A 15,318-nucleotide genomic window follows, 5' to 3' on the forward strand; every position below is an offset into this window, starting at 1 on the left:
GCTAATCTTAGTCCTGTTCGATTAAACCCTGCATAGCGTTTTTTGCACCAAAACTTAGACAACCTTTTGACTGTCAATAGTTTTCTGTAGATTTTGCTAATTTTTCAATCAACATTATTTTTAGAACTCACCTGAAAAATCGATCATATTAGCGCATTTCAGAACCAATTCTATGCATAGAGAACCGTATGCCAGCGGCTTGCTAAATGTTCTATTTGAACAGGGCGTCGACTTTTTGGGAGTATATGATTTTCAGAAGGATTGCTACGTTCGGATTAATCAGATTGGTGTAAAGATGCTTGGCTATCCGTCGGAACAATTGTTGATCGATCAGCCCCAGTTCTCTTTCCGAAAAAAACAGCTTACACCCGAACAGCGGGCCCAGGCTATTACCCAAATCCTTCAGCAGGGATATTATGAAGAGGAGACCGAAATAGCGCGGTATACTGGCGAAACATTCTGGGGCCGACTCATTGTGGAGCCATTTGCCGATGGTCAGCTGGCCCTTATCCGAATTACCAACCTGGATCGTTTACACCGTGCTGAACAAGAGTTAGATCATAGCGTTCGGCGGTATGAAGCCGTTTTTACGAACGCAACAATCGGCATTATTGTGTGCGATCAGCAGGGGAAAATCGTGTCGGCCAATCAGGTTGCTGGACAGTTATTCGGGTATGGCGTAAATCAATTAATAGAGTTGCCCATTGATCAGCTGGTTCCTCAAAGCATCAGTCAATACCACCAGAAACTTCGCCAATCCTTTATTGACCATCCGCAGGCCCGGCCAATGGGCCATAACCGAGATCTGTATGCGCAGCGTAAGGATGGGTCGCTGTTTCCGGTCGAAGTGAGCCTGAGTTATTTCCGGCTCGATAATACAATGTACGCAGTGGCTTACATTATCGACATTACCCTCAAAAAGGGGGTAGAGAAACAGGTATTAGACCAAAAAGATCAGCTGGAACGATTGAACGCCGAACTCGAACAAAAAGTAATCAATCGTACGCATGCCTTAATGAATACACTGAGGCAATTAGAAACGTCAAAAGAAGAGTTAGCCCAGTCGCTCAAAGCCGAGCGTGAATTGGGTGAATTAAAATCCCGATTTGTGTCAATGGCATCCCACGAGTTTCGCACTCCATTGACAGCCATTCTGAACTCAACTACCCTGATTGAGAAATACCCAGACACAGATCAGCAGCCGAAACGCCAGAATCATTTGCACCGGATTCGTATGTCGGTCAAACATTTGAATGAAATTCTAGAAGAATTTTTATCCGTTGGCAAGCTCGAAGAAGGAAAAGTTATCGCAAACCCAACTTTAGTCGATCTTTCTCAACTGGTGGATGAGGTCATTGGCGATATGCAAAGTCTTCTGAAAGCCGGACAGATGATTGCAACGGATATCCACTGCCCATATCTCATTTGGCTCGACCCATCCTTACTTCGTAAGATAATCGTCAATCTTCTCTCTAACGCGATAAAATACTCGGGCGAAGAATCGATTATCCGGATTTTAGCTACTACTGATGAACAGCGGATCATGCTGATTATAAAAGATCAGGGCATTGGGATTTCCATTGATGATCAACAGCACCTGTTTGAGCAATTTTTCCGGGCCAAAAACGCAGCTAACATAGCGGGTACGGGCCTGGGGCTTCACATAGTGGCTAAATACGTTGAACTCATGCGAGGAACGATTACCCTGCAAAGCGAACTCAATAAAGGCACAACTGTAACGATCACCTTCCCCTATGAAAACCATCCTCTTGATTGAAGACAACGAAGCAATTCGCGAAACAACCGCCGAAATTCTGGAGCTAGCCAGTTATAAACTACTTACGGCCGAAAACGGAAAGGAGGGCGTTAAAAAGGCGCTGGAAACAAAACCTGACCTAGTCATTTGTGACATTATGATGCCGGTTTTGGACGGCTATGGGGTATTGCAGATCTTCACTAAAAACCCGCAATTGGCCGGGGTACCGTTTATATTTTTAACTGCCAAAACGGAACGGGTCGATTTCCGCAAAGGAATGGAACTCGGTGCTGACGATTATCTAACCAAACCGTTTGAGGAATCGGAATTACTCAGCGCCATTGAAAGCCGATTAAATCGATTCGCTACGTTGCGCCCTTCTTACGATCTGCAACAAAACGGGTTAAATCAGTTCCTTGACGACGCACAGGCCATTGGCGGTTTAAACAGTTTGTCGGCAGATCGGAAAGCTCATTCCGTACGCAAAAAACAATATGTGTATTCAGAGGGAGATGAACCGACTCGGCTGTATTTCCTTAAGTCCGGCAAGGTCAAGACGGTCCGGAATACAACGGATGGGAAAGAACTCATCACGGGTATCTACAACACAGGGGAATTCTTTGGCTATTTTGCGCTCTTTGAAGACGGAGACTATACGGACTCTGCCATTACCCTGGAGGATTCGGAATTGGTATACATTCCCAAAGAGGATTTCCTCCAACTCGTGTCGGTCAATCCGGAGGTGAGTCAGCAATTTATTAAGTTGTTGGCGGGCCGCGTTGGTGAACGTGAACATCAACTCCTCGGTATGGCCTATAATTCGCTCCGACGTCGAGTCGCCGATACGCTGCTTCGGTTGAACGAGCAACAGCCCGACACCATCATCCAACTTTCGCGCGATGATCTGGCCGCCCTGACGGGAACGGCTACCGAATCGCTCATACGCACGCTGAGTGAGTTTAAACAGGATGGTTTGATTGAGATATTTCCGCCAATGGGTGCGATTCGACTACTAAAACCAGAAAAACTACGCCGGGCTAACTGGTAATGAGCGGGAAACGATACCTTTCCCAAATTTGTGAAGAGTAGCCTGCCGAGGATCATCGTTCTGACTGACAATCAGCATTCCTTTCGGCTAAATATCGCCCTATTTTTAGCGTAGCGGTTTTGATTAGCCAGCCCGCTCCTTAAGGTATGCTAAGCGAACTTTCTCCGGATGTAGTCGAATCAATGCTGACCAATCAGTACTTTGGTCGCATTGGCTGTGCTGCCAATGACCGTGTTCTCATTGAACCCGTCGCGTATTATTACGACGGGCATTTTATTTATGGACTTACCCGACAGGGCACCAAAACGCAACTTCTGCACGAGAATCCACATGTCGCCTTCGAGATTGACGAAGTTGTTACCCCCACCCTTTGGCGAAGTGTGGTTATAGAAGGGATTTTTGAAGAGCTAAAGGATGAAGACCGGGATGATGCCCTTTTTCTGCTTCGCCAGCGTAAAATTCCCGTCTTTGCCGACGAACGATTTGGCTATCCCGGCGTAGATTCTCCAACTGGTAATAAAGTTGTGTATCCCGTTGTCTATCGAATTCGAATTGGCCGCAAAACCGGACGTTGTTACGAGTACTCTCCCGATCAAAATTGATTGGGAGACGGTGAGTGGATTGTAAATTATGCTGACAAATCATAGGATGACCTGACCGATATCATAGGGTTTTGCTCGCTGGAAACCCAGTTTTGTTGCGGTCAAATTTAGATTCGTCTAGTTATGAAAATCGCTTTTTTCAGTGCGCTCCCTGTTGAAGAGCCCTGGTACGAGTTAGCTTCCAATCACTGTATCACGTACATCCCTCAGCCATTAACCCTGGAAACGGCAGCATTAGCCATTGGTCATCGGGCCGTTTGTGCCTCTGTTAAAGATGACCTCAGCCGACCAGTTCTGAAAATCCTGAAAAAGCTCCATGTATCGGTTATTGGCATGCGCTGTGTCGGGCAGGATACTGTTGATTCGCAGGCAATGGCTGAATTTGGTATTACGCTTTTACGCTTGCCCGGCCATTCGCCGTACGCAGTTGCTGAACAGGCCGTAGCCTTATTGCTTGGACTAATCCGCCACTTACCCGAAGCAAATTCCCGCGTTCGTACAGGTAATTTTTCTCTTGATGGCCTGATCGGTACTGATCTGCATGGTAAAACGGTGGGTGTTATTGGTACTGGCCGGATCGGGAGCGTTTTTGCACGAATTATGCTGGGTTTCGGCTGCAACGTACTGGCTTATGATATTCGGCCAGACCCCAGGCATATAGAAGCAGGCATTCAATACGGTATTTTATCTGACCTGTTGCCGCAAGTCGATATCCTGTCCCTGCATTGCCCCCTAACCCCTCTCACCGATCACCTCATTAACAGCCATACCTTGTCTGCGCTCAAACCGACTACGGTACTGATTAATACGGCTCGGGGTCGTCTGGTGGATACAATGGCTATACTGGATGCCCTTGACGCTGGCCAACTGGCCGGTTATGCCGCTGATGTGTATGAGTGGGAACGTGCCTATTTTCATTACGACTACACGAACAAACCGATTACGGATGAGCTGTTAAACCGATTACGAAATCATCCGAACGTTCTGCTGACCGCACACCAGGCATTCCTGACTGAAGAAGCGCTCCGTCAGACGGCTCGAAACTTACTCAACCAATTTACTTTCTACGAAAGCCAGCAGACCATTCTATTTACCAAAGCGTCCCTGTACTAATAGCCTGACTGATTGGCAAAGTCATTAACTCTTCGTGCAATTCCCACTAAACCTGATTACGGCATGCTACGCGCCCTGTTTATTTCGCTGTTACTCATTCACGGCTTGATCCATATGCTGGGTTTTGTAAATCAGTGGGTTATTGCGCTTGGAACCCAGATGAGTGAAAAGACAATAATTCCATTGTCAACTGGTACGTCAAAACTTCTAGGCTTTTTCTGGTTACTAACGGGTTTGTGTTTGCTGTGGTCTACGGTCTTGGTCTGGTTTCAGAATAACTGGTGGATAACTGTTACACTGGTTTGCGTCGCCTTTTCACAAGTACTCATTATTCTCTACTGGCCAGACGCGAAGGCAGGAACCCTAATCAATGTATTCATTCTGTTCGGCATTGGGCTAACGAATGCCCATAACCGATTCGAGCAATTTGCAGATCAGCAGGCCTGGCAACTGATGACTCCCGAAAGTTCAGATCGATCGGTCATTACCAAACCAATGCTTACCGGCCTACCCACACCCGTTCGGGAATGGTTGATAGCAAGCGGAGTCGTTGGTGAAGAGCGAATTCATCTGGTACGACTCCGTCAGCAGGGATTCATGCGCACAAGCCCCGATGGCCAATGGATGCCTACCAAAGCAGAACAGTACATTAATGTAGATAAGCCGGGATTTGTCTGGAAAGCAGATGTAAAACTGCTACCCTTTTTGCCATTGGCAGGTCTGGATCAATACATCAATGGTAAAGGTAACATGCGGATAAATGCCTTGTCTTTTCTTCCCCTGGTCAATGCGGCCAATTCAAAATTTGACCAGGGAGAGCTGCTCCGTTATTTGAGTGAGATGTGCTGGTATCCATCGGCCGCCCTTAGCCCGTTCATCACCTGGGAATGCTTCGACGCTACGAGTGCAGTAGCTACAATTACGTATAAAGGCGTCACGGCGTCAGCCCTTTTTTCTTTCGATGACCAGTATCGACTGATCAGTGTGACTGCCAAACGGTATAAAGAGGCTGATGCTGCGAGCAGATTAGAGAGCTGGTATATTCCAGTTCGAGGCTGGAAAATTATGAATGGCATACGCATTCCCGTTAAGGGAGATGTTATGTGGAAATTAGATGCTGGTGATTTCACGTATTACCAATGGGAGATTACCGATATAGATTACAACAAACAAATGCTCTATTGAGTACATACGCCTGGTATTCAGCTATGTGCGAAATCAGGGAAGTGGCTAATCACGGTCATGGGACTTAAGGCGCAAACCAGGTTAGTTTGTACTCAACCTATTCAGCTGACCTCCATGAAAAAGATACTGCTCCCAACTGATTTTTCAGAAACCTCGAAAAACGCTATTCGATGCGCCCTTCGTTATTTCAGTAATACACCTGTCGAATTTGTCTTGCTAAATGCCTTTGGTACATCGTTGACCGTGGCTTCAGATGTTGTAGCTGTTTACGCCAGCTTACTTGAGCAGGTGGAGACCAACCTACTGGAGTTAGAAAATGAAATTAAACAAAGGCTACCAAGTACGAAAGAAAAGCGCCGGGTGCGCACGATAGCCGTACCTACTGATCCCGAAACTGCAATCAAACGACTCATCCAGATGGAGCGTTTTGGTTGGGTAGTGATTGGGACAACTGGAAGCGGGAATGCCATTACTGTTGGTAGCCTGGCAACCGCACTGGTACGAGCTAACCTATGCAACGTCCTGGTTATTCCGTTCTCCGAGCCACCTGGCCCCTTATCGAACGTAGTGTTTGCCACCGACTACCAGCCGATTGGGGAAAGCGCCCGAAAAGTATTATCCGAATTAGTAAGCCAGCATCAGGCCGAGCTTACCTTCCTGACTATTCTGGCCGATGACACGCTAACCAGCGCACCTAGTAAAGCCGTGCGGGATGCCTATCGGGCCCAGTTTGCAGATCTTAACAGTAATGAAGCGATTGAATCGCACGTTGGTTTGCGGGTGGGTATCGAGGATTTTATCGATTCGCATTATGTAGACCTGCTGGTAACCGTCTGCCACCACCGTTCCCTTCTGGATGTGTTGCTCAATCGCAGCCTCACGCGCCAGTTAGCTTACAAACCCATGATTCCACTGGCCGTTCTGGCAGATAAGGAACGATCATCGGAGGACATTATAGAGCGCAGCCTTAAAGGCGAAGTTCTACTTTGATTCGTACGCAATCTAATTCACCTAAGACACTTAAATACAGGCAATTATGAAAAGCAATATGGGTTCTGCGGATAGGATCATCCGGTTTGTTGTGGCTATTGGATTGATTGGGCTCTTTGCAACTGGTACGTTGACCGGCACCTGGGGCATTGTAGCATTAGTCTTCGCTGGCGTATTTGTGTTAACTAGCTTTACTCGATTTTGTCCGCTTTACCTGCCTTTTGGTATTCGAACAAACCGAGTACGAAAACACCTGAATTAACGAACTTACTTTTTCAACCTATATTTCAATGGAACCACATTATTATGAAGTGAACCTGGGTTGGCAATATGCTCGTTTAGGTCAGCTTAGTTCGCCTACACTGACCGAATCTATTGATGTGGCTACGCCACCTGAGTTTCCGAAAGGCATCCCTGGCGTCTGGTCGCCCGAACATTTGCTGGTTGCTGCGGTGTCGAGTTGTTTTATGACTACGTTTCTGGCGATTGCCGAAAATTCAAAACTCGACTTTGATGATTTCGACTGTCGGGCAGTTGGTAAACTGGAAAATAAAGACAGTAAGCTACAGATCAGCGAGATACAGCTTTACCCCAAGTTAGTGCTTGTCGATGACAGCGATATAGAGAAAGGTGAACGGGTACTTCAGAAAGCCGAAAAAGCCTGTTTGATCGCAAATTCTATCCGTTCAGTCGTCACCAGTAAAGCCGATATTCGGGTAATCGTTAAGGACTATGATTAAACCAGAACCCCCGGATACGTAAGACCTACGTATCCGGGGGTTCGTTTGTCGCGCCAACTCCGCTCCAACATAGAGCAGGGCATTATTATCTTTTTTGCCTCACACGCGCATCACTAAAACTGGCTTCGTTGAATGATTCAGAACATCTTCGGCAACGCTACCTGCTAATAGATGCCGTAACCCTTTGTAGCCATGCGTGAATACTAAAATCAAATCCGCATTTACCTCGTCCGCATACTCAACAATCCCCTCTGCCACAGTGCTGGCCTGATGTATCGCACAATCGAATTCCGTAATTCCTTTAGCCTTGGCTAACTCATTTACCCAGTCGCGTATTCCTTCCGGAACCCGATTGTCGGTGGGCGTCAGTACATACAAAAACTGGTGTAACCCCTGTTCGCCCAGCTGAAATGGATAGTGCTGAGTGGTTTTTAGTCGGTCATCAAGGTCAATGGCGCAGACAATATTCTCGGGCCGAAAATGGGCAACAGGCTTCTTGATAATCAGTACCGGACAATGCGCATACCGAACAATACTTTCTGCATTCGAGCCAATCAGCCACTCTTCCAGACCAGATGCTCCCTCCGAACTCATTACAATTAGGTCAGCCGGCTGGTCGGCAACATTGTCGACAAGCCCCTGCCCATTCGTCAATAAAGTTGGGAGTATAGTCACTCCTTTATACGCACTGTTCGATGCCATCCGCTCCAGTGCTGTTTTTGCTGTTTGTTCGATCTCCTGAATTTCTTCTACCGTACGGTTCACCGTAATCGTTGCGGCTTCTGCATAAGCAGGCATTGGTAAAGGATAGACCACGGAATGCAGCAGGAGGATTCTGGCTGGGTATGTTCTGGCTAAATCAACAGCAACGGATAAAGCCGCATCGGATTCGGGACTCAGGTCGGTGGGAACAACAATCGTTTTCATGACTATGCCGGTTAAAATGAACGAAACAAAGTAAGTCCCGCAAACAAGCCTATACACTGATATGCGACCTTTAAACTGCTGATTTATATCATAGTTCAGCCTGAGTTACCTCTGGGCTTCAAGGAGATAGGATGCCTAGCTTTGATGCAGATTAACGGCCCTAATAGTCTTGAGCAACGTCAAAATTCCTGTCACTCATGGAAACACTTGACCATTTTCTAACCATCGCCTATGTCGTCACGAATATCTTCTCAGTCGTGCAACTGATTGGCAGTTATCGCTGGCCGACAACCACTCGGGTACTATTCTTTGTGCTCTTTGGTTTAGCTGCGTTTGTCAATAGTCGAAATGCCCTCGAAACGCCCTGGGTCTATCAGAGTTTCGCAGATTATGCCATCCCGTTATACAGGCGATTTATCCTGGGCCTGTTCGATACGTTCACCACGCCTATTGTGCTTAGTATCGGTGTTGCGCAAGTGCTGATTGCCGTTTCTATGTTTCTGAAAGGCGACTGGTTCCGTATGGGTTGCTTAGGTGGTGTGGTTTTCTGCCTGGCCATTGCCCCACTCGGCTTGGGGTCGGCTTTCCCGGCGTCGCTTTTCCTGGCAATGGCCTTTTTCCAGCTTTATCAGCGAGTTCCCCAACCTGCCATTAGGAAAGTTCGCAGGCATGAACGTGTCTTTTTGCCCATTGATTAATAAACCTCTTTCCCGCATGTATACAATTCTGTTATTAACTGATTTTTCGGCTGCTTCGCGGCATGCCATTGCTTACACACAGGCCTTATTTGGGGATACAGCCGTCGATTTCTGTTTACTTCACGTATGCCCCCTGGAGCCGGAAATGGAATTTGCAGGGGCAACGCTACTGGCAGAACGTTGGCAAACAGCGGAAGCATCCTTGAATCATCTCCAGCAGGAACTGGCTCAGGCCCCAGAGCCAATTTATCATACCTATCGTACGCTACTGAGAATGGGCGAACCAACCGGAGTCGTGAACCAGTTGCTGGCCAAAGAGACGACTAAATTTGATCTGGTCGTGCTGGGAGCCACCGGATCGGGTTGGAGTGAGCTATTGGGAAGCGTGGCCACCGAAATGGTTCGGGAAGCCAAAACCAATGTTCTGGTTGTGCCGGACGACGCCCCGATTCGGCCAGTTGACCGACTTGTTCTGGCAACCGATTACCGATCAATCGTTGACGTACAGTCACTTCGATTGCTGAGCGAATTGGCCAACCGGAAAGCCGCCTGGTTAACCCTACTGACCATCGAAAATCCGCTAGGTACCAAGGCACCAGCGTCAGAGCTTAGCCGCCAATATGTTCTCAGGGCTTTGGAAAGTGTTTTGACCGATACCTATACCATCCATGACGACAACGTATTACACGGCATTGATGCGTATGTAAAAACGCATACCGTCGATTTGCTGGTGATGCTTCCGCACCACAAAAGCTTTTTTGATGTGCTGCTTCACAAAAGTGTCAGCCGGTCTGTAGCGTTCCATCCTTCAGTGCCGTTGCTGAGCCTGTACGACATTAATCATCAGTCGATTAGCCTAAATGAATCATCCGCACTGGATAAAATTCCGTTTGCTACTTTTTTGTAAATCAGACCATGAGAACCGAAAAATACCGTCAGTTAATCGATGTTCACTTACTACACCGGGTGTGGCAGAGTGAACTGGATATTGCACTTCAGGAAGTGAATTTTTGGGAAGTACTTCTCAACTCCCTACACGCGGATACAGAGCCTGCCCCATCCGCACGCGACGAAGCCTGGAAGACCGAACTGGCCCAGCTCCATCATTTTCGACGACTCATCAAGCGGTTACAGGAAGAAATGCAGCAGCTTGATGAACAAATAGCTGCCGGTGTCCGCGTCGACCACGTTTTGGATACCGATTCACGGCTCACCCACCAGTATGTCCAGACAGAGATGGATAGTTTTCACGCCGATTTCCGAGTCTTTAAAACGGAAATCCGGCAATATATAACGGCTCAACCGACATTCTGATTCGCAATCATCACAAAAAGCCCGGCATCTACTTTTGCCTTACTTACCCAATAACCGTTAACGCGTATTGGATACTTCGTTTTTCGATATCCTTAATCAATCAACCTATGATACCATCGACAATGAAAGCGGCTGTTGCCCGGAGTTACGGTCAGCCTCTCCAGATTGAAGAAGTTCCCGTGCCAACCGTTACACCGGGGCGCATTTTAGTAAAAGTGGCGGCCTGCGGAGTTTGCCACACCGACCTGCACGCGATCAATGGCGACTGGCCGGTTAAGGCGAACCTACCTCTGATTCCGGGCCACGAGGGTGTGGGTACCGTAGTCGCTATTGGTGAGGGCGTAACCCATGTACAGGTTGGGGACCGGGTTGGGGTTCCCTGGCTGTATACGGCCTGTGGCCATTGTGAACATTGTCATACGGGCTGGGAAACCCTCTGCGAGAGCCAGCAAAATACCGGCTACTCGGTACAGGGCAGCTATGCCGAATATGTACTGGCCGATCCAAATTATGTCGGTCATTTACCAGATTCCTTATCCTTCGAGGAAGCCGCTCCCATTTTGTGTGCAGGTGTTACGGTTTACAAAGGGTTGAAAGAAACCGAAGTCAAGCCCGGCCAGTGGGTCGTTATTTCCGGCATTGGCGGGTTAGGGCATATGGCGATTCAATACGCCAAAGCGATGGGTATGAAAGTAGCAGCCGTCGATATTCAGGACGATAAATTAGCCTTGGCGAAAAGTGTGGGGGCAGATCTGCTGATTAATGCCGCTACTGAAGACCCCGTTGTCGCGATCCAGCAACGCATCAAAGGGGCACACGGCGTACTGGTTACAGCCGTATCCCGCTCTGCTTTTGCGCAGGGCGTTGGTATGCTTCGTCGGCATGGGACTATGGCGCTGGTTGGGTTACCACCGGGTGATTTTGACATGAATATCTTCGATCTGGTATTGACCCGAAAAACAATACGGGGATCGATTGTGGGTACGCGGCAGGATCTGGTCGAGAGTTTGGCGCTGGCTGCCGATGGAAAAGTAAAGGTTCATTATCATTCCGATCGACTGGAGAATATCAATCAGGTACTAGCCGATATGACGGCCGGTAAAATAGATGGACGGGTTGTGCTCCGTATTTCTGACACTAAAGAAGAGCACCAAACACAGCTTAACTACACACTGGCTGACGTAATCGCCTAAAAAGATGCGAGTAAGACTATAGAACTTTCGTTCAAAGCCGTGCCCCGGTTAATTATACAGTTCAACAGAACCGGGGTTCGGCTTTAAGCGAAAGTCCTAAAATAAACACGAAGCAGCTCACTTACTCCGAAGCAACTTTTAGAAAACAAGTTTCAATAGCCACGACCAGCGCATCATAGTCAGCATAGGTAATTGGCTTTTTGAGATAGGCATTTACCCCCTTTTTATAGGCTGAATGAATTTGCTCGGGATGGTTGCTGGTCGACAGCATAACCGTTGGCATGTATTTTAAATCAGGTGATGCGCGAATCTGATCCAGCACCTCAAATCCATTCATTAAGGGCATATTGATATCCAGAAGTACCAGATCGAAATTCGGACGGTTTAACGGTGTTGCAAGTTGCCTTAAGGCATCGGCTCCGTCCAGTGCTTCATAGACAATGGCTTCTTTTATGCGTCGTTCTATTGCCTTTCGCAAAAACAAACGATCATCGTCGTCATCATCGGTTATGAGTATTCGTGTCTGGTTCATGGCAAAGAGGAATTAAGTGAAGTTGGGTTAGTAAGCGAAAGGAGTTGCCAGGTATAGCGGGCAATGATAATTTCTTCATTCGTGGGAATAACACGCACTATAGGCGTATGCCCTTCTGGCGAGATAATAGCCGCACTCGATGTGTTCCGTTCTGGGTTAATTTTGATTCCAAGGAAATCAAGTTGATCACAAATGCGGGCCCGAATAGCAGGCGCATTTTCGCCAATGCCACCCGTAAAGATCAGTGTATCAACACCATTCAGTACGGTAGCCATCGCTCCCAGTTGTTTTCGGGCCAGATAACAAAACAGGTCAATGGCCTGAGCTGCCGCCTGATTATGACTTTCCTGTTGAAGCAGTTCCTGCATGTCGGAGCTTATGCCCGAAACACCCTGTAGGCCCGATTCATCATTCAGCAAATGGCTCAGCGTGGATGCATCCATCTGCCTATTCCTGATTAGATATAACAAAACACCAGGGTCGAGGTCGCCCGTTCGGGTACCCATCATTAAACCGCCAGTTGGTGTAAAGCCCATCGTTGTGTCCAGACTTTTTCCCTGATAAACAGCGGCCATACTGGCACCATTTCCCAGGTGTGCAATTAAAACACGTCCCTGAGCCGCTACTGGGCCAGCCTCTTTTGCCAATTGATTTACTACATACTCATAAGACAATCCGTGGAATCCGTAGCGGATAAGACCTTCATCGGCCAGTTGTCGGGGTAGCGGTAACCGGGTTGCGGTATCAGGCATAGTCCTATGAAAGGACGTATCAAAGCAAACCACTTGGGGCAGATCAGGGTATAGTTGACTAACCGTTTCAATCAAACTAATTTCTGCGGGCAAATGGTCAGGTGCCAGAGGAATCAATAGCCTTAAATCGGTCAACAGTTCTGGGGTGACCCGTTGCGGTGTTCGATGCGATCCTCCATGCACCAACCGGTGTCCTACCGCGCTAAGTTTGACGTTCGTTTGTGTAGAAAGCCAGTTGAAGAGCGTTGTGAGGGCAGTGGCATGGTCTGGCAAATCGTGTTGACTAACATGCGTCTGATTCGATTGGTCGGTTACCTGAAACTGCCCATTCGGCAAACCGATACGGGTTAATTTGCCCGCCAGACACAGTTGTTCATCAGGGGTATAAACGGCAAATTTTAAACTTGACGACCCACTGTTCAGAATAAGTGCTAAGCTGGTTACCTTTTGAAAACCTTCATCCATAATCAGGAAATACAGCCATTGGTCAGGCGGGCTACGTTTCGTTTGTAAAGCTGAGAAATACATGTATCAACAGCTATGATACGACTCATTCAAACAACTGTTTGGTATCACTCGTTCTGATAAAAATCAACGGGCTACCTGCTTCCTCTCAGATCGATAACGGTGACGAACACCGATCTTCGACTCCGAAACGCATACACACCCATTCTCTTCTCGTATGGATTCTACGGTTGCCCCCTTCTCTCGACAAATCGCTTATTTTTCGATGGAGTTTGCCTACGTGCAGGCTCTTAAAACCTATTCAGGTGGCCTTGGTTTTCTGGCCGGCTCCCACATGCGAAGCGCCTATGAGCTGCATCAACCGATCGTAGCCGTGGGCATTCTGTGGAAGTATGGCTATTATGATCAGGTGCGTAAGGCGGATCAGACGATGGATGTGCTATTCATGGAAAAGCACTATAGTTTTCTGGAACCAACCAATCTGAAATTTCAGATTCTGGTCAACCACGCGCCCGTCTGGGTCACGGCTTATTACCTGCCGCCAACGGTTTTTGAGACTGTACCTACCTATTTTTTATCAACAGATTTGCCCGAGAACGACTACCTGGCGCAAACGATCTGTCATAAACTCTACGACCCGAATCCGGAAACCCGTATTGCGTCGAGTATTCTGTTGGGCATTGGCGGAGCTAAATTGCTGGAACAGTTACACATTACTCCCGATGTGTACCACATGAACGAGAGCCACCCCTTGCCCCTCGGGTTTTACTTATACAATCAGTTAGGAAGCCTGGAAGCCGTTCGGGAACGACTGGTGTTTACAACGCACACACCCGAAGAGGCTGGTAATCCACGAACGGATATTCGCTTATTAGATCGGATGGGCTTTTTTGATGAATTGCCGTTAGAAACCGTTCGTCAACTTACGGGCATCAACGATGATTTGTTTAACTGGGCATTAGGCGCACTTCGGATGGCGGGAAGAGCGAATGCCGTCTCGAAGAAACATCAGCAGGTCAGTGAGCAAATGTGGCAAGGGGTTTCGGCTATTTGCCCAATACTAGCGATCACAAACGCCCAGAATCAAACCTTTTGGGGTGACCCTGCATTAAACCAGGCAGCAGCGACGAACGACGATACTACCCTCCAAACCCGAAAGCGAATCAATAAAAAAGCCTTGTTCGAATTGGTTGCGAATCAGACGGGCGACCTGTTCAAGCCCGAGGTATTTACACTGGTCTGGGCACGTCGGTTTGCGGGCTACAAACGGGCGGATTTGCTACTAACCGATTTGGCTCGATTTGATCGGCTACTCACCAATTCACGCTATCCCCTGCAAATTATCTGGGCAGGAAAGCCCTATCCGTTCGATTATTCCAGTATCGGTACGTTCGATCGACTGGTGCATGTTTCCAAACAATACGCCAATTGTGCCGTGCTGATTGGCTACGAACTCTATCTCTCTAAACTTCTCAAACAAGGAGCGGATCTATGGTTGAATACCCCGCGCCTGACGCGCGAAGCATCGGGCACCAGCGGTATGACGGCCGCTATGAATGGAGCCATTAACTGCTCGACGAACGACGGTTGGATTCCTGAATTTGCCCGTAATGGGCAGAATAGTTTTGTATTACCTGAGGCTGACCTGAGCGGGCCAGTGCATGAGCAGGATGCCTTCGATGCCGATAACCTATATACGTTATTGGAGACAGTCATCTTACCAATGTATTATGAGCAGCCTCAGGAGTGGGCACGGCTTATGGCAAACAGTATTCAGGACGTTGTACCTTACTTCGATTCGAATCGGATGGCCAGCGATTATTACGAGAAACTGTACTCACTTCCGCAGGCCATTTATTCGCGGGGAGAAGCCGTGGCGGTTTAATTTTTGTCATCCCGACGTCAGGAGGGATCTTCGGCAACTGGTTATTTACCGAAGATCCCTCCTGATGTCGGGATGACATAAAACTAGTATAATTCTATTCGTAAATCCTCCATAATTC

At 47.8% G+C, this 15,318-nt stretch carries 16 protein-coding genes; 13 read left to right on the top strand and 3 right to left on the bottom strand.

Annotation, left to right across the window (positions count from 1 at the left end; all coding sequences use genetic code 11):
• Positions 1–172 precede the first annotated feature (172 nt).
• The 8 genes from H3H32_RS23995 to H3H32_RS24030 all read left to right on the top strand — a co-directional run bounded on the left by H3H32_RS23995 (position 173) and on the right by H3H32_RS24030 (position 7,434).
• A complete protein-coding gene (locus tag H3H32_RS23995; protein WP_182458132.1) occupies positions 173–1,777 on the top strand; it encodes a sensor histidine kinase in 1,605 nt (534 codons plus the stop codon).
• Positions 1,755–2,804: a response regulator gene (locus H3H32_RS24000; RefSeq protein WP_182458133.1), complete on the top strand. Its 1,050-nt coding sequence runs from the start codon at positions 1,755–1,757 to the stop codon at positions 2,802–2,804. Before H3H32_RS23995 ends, H3H32_RS24000 begins: the two co-directional genes overlap by 23 nt.
• Before the next feature lie 146 nt (positions 2,805–2,950).
• Positions 2,951–3,406, top strand: a complete 456-nt coding sequence (locus tag H3H32_RS24005) for a pyridoxamine 5'-phosphate oxidase family protein (RefSeq protein ID WP_182458134.1) — start codon at positions 2,951–2,953, stop codon at positions 3,404–3,406.
• A gap of 123 nt (positions 3,407–3,529) precedes the next feature.
• Positions 3,530–4,519, top strand: a complete 990-nt coding sequence (locus H3H32_RS24010) for a 2-hydroxyacid dehydrogenase (protein WP_182458135.1) — start codon at positions 3,530–3,532, stop codon at positions 4,517–4,519.
• 63 nt (positions 4,520–4,582) lie between these two features.
• A complete protein-coding gene (locus tag H3H32_RS24015) occupies positions 4,583–5,704 on the top strand; it encodes a DUF6544 family protein (protein ID WP_182458136.1) in 1,122 nt (373 codons plus the stop codon).
• Positions 5,705–5,818: 114 nt separating this feature from the next.
• Positions 5,819–6,694 (top strand): universal stress protein, encoded by an 876-nt coding sequence (locus H3H32_RS24020; RefSeq protein WP_182458137.1) that lies wholly within the window; start codon positions 5,819–5,821, stop codon positions 6,692–6,694.
• Positions 6,695–6,740: 46 nt separating this feature from the next.
• Positions 6,741–6,956: a YgaP family membrane protein gene (locus H3H32_RS24025; protein ID WP_182458138.1), complete on the top strand. Its 216-nt coding sequence runs from the start codon at positions 6,741–6,743 to the stop codon at positions 6,954–6,956.
• Between the two features lie 28 nt (positions 6,957–6,984).
• Complete coding sequence (locus tag H3H32_RS24030; protein WP_182458139.1) at positions 6,985–7,434, top strand: OsmC family protein; 450 nt, start codon at positions 6,985–6,987, stop codon at positions 7,432–7,434.
• Between the two features lie 99 nt (positions 7,435–7,533).
• Here H3H32_RS24030 and H3H32_RS24035 read toward each other — a convergent pair whose 3' ends face one another.
• Entirely contained in the window at positions 7,534–8,361 is an 828-nt protein-coding gene (locus H3H32_RS24035; RefSeq protein WP_182458140.1) for a universal stress protein, read from the bottom strand.
• 197 nt (positions 8,362–8,558) lie between these two features.
• Here H3H32_RS24035 and H3H32_RS24040 point away from each other — a divergent pair, with 197 nt between their 5' ends.
• The 4 genes from H3H32_RS24040 (at position 8,559) to adhP (ending at position 11,566) form a co-directional block, all read left to right on the top strand.
• Complete coding sequence (locus H3H32_RS24040; RefSeq protein WP_182458141.1) at positions 8,559–9,059, top strand: hypothetical protein; 501 nt, start codon at positions 8,559–8,561, stop codon at positions 9,057–9,059.
• A 16-nt stretch (positions 9,060–9,075) separates the two neighbouring features.
• Positions 9,076–9,966, top strand: a complete 891-nt coding sequence (locus H3H32_RS24045) for a universal stress protein (protein WP_182458142.1) — start codon at positions 9,076–9,078, stop codon at positions 9,964–9,966.
• Between the two features lie 8 nt (positions 9,967–9,974).
• Positions 9,975–10,373 carry a hypothetical protein gene (locus H3H32_RS24050; RefSeq protein ID WP_182458143.1) on the top strand — a complete coding sequence of 133 codons (399 nt, stop codon included), beginning with the start codon at positions 9,975–9,977 and terminating at the stop codon, positions 10,371–10,373.
• A 107-nt stretch (positions 10,374–10,480) separates the two neighbouring features.
• Positions 10,481–11,566, top strand: a complete 1,086-nt coding sequence (adhP, locus tag H3H32_RS24055) for an alcohol dehydrogenase AdhP (RefSeq protein ID WP_220472559.1) — start codon at positions 10,481–10,483, stop codon at positions 11,564–11,566.
• Between the two features lie 121 nt (positions 11,567–11,687).
• On the opposite strand, the gene H3H32_RS24060 is transcribed toward adhP, so the two are convergent.
• Positions 11,688–12,098, bottom strand: coding sequence for a response regulator (locus H3H32_RS24060; protein WP_182458144.1), 411 nt, complete (start codon positions 12,096–12,098; stop codon positions 11,688–11,690).
• Positions 12,095–13,378, bottom strand: a complete 1,284-nt coding sequence (locus tag H3H32_RS24065; RefSeq protein ID WP_240543477.1) for an acetate/propionate family kinase — start codon at positions 13,376–13,378, stop codon at positions 12,095–12,097. Before H3H32_RS24065 ends, H3H32_RS24060 begins: the two co-directional genes overlap by 4 nt.
• A 154-nt stretch (positions 13,379–13,532) precedes the next feature.
• Here H3H32_RS24065 and glgP point away from each other — a divergent pair, with 154 nt between their 5' ends.
• Positions 13,533–15,200: an alpha-glucan family phosphorylase gene (gene glgP, locus H3H32_RS24070; RefSeq protein ID WP_182458145.1), complete on the top strand. Its 1,668-nt coding sequence runs from the start codon at positions 13,533–13,535 to the stop codon at positions 15,198–15,200.
• Positions 15,201–15,318 lie beyond the last annotated feature (118 nt).

The sequence above is a fragment of the Spirosoma foliorum genome, from assembly GCF_014117325.1.
Classification (GTDB): domain Bacteria; phylum Bacteroidota; class Bacteroidia; order Cytophagales; family Spirosomataceae; genus Spirosoma; species Spirosoma foliorum.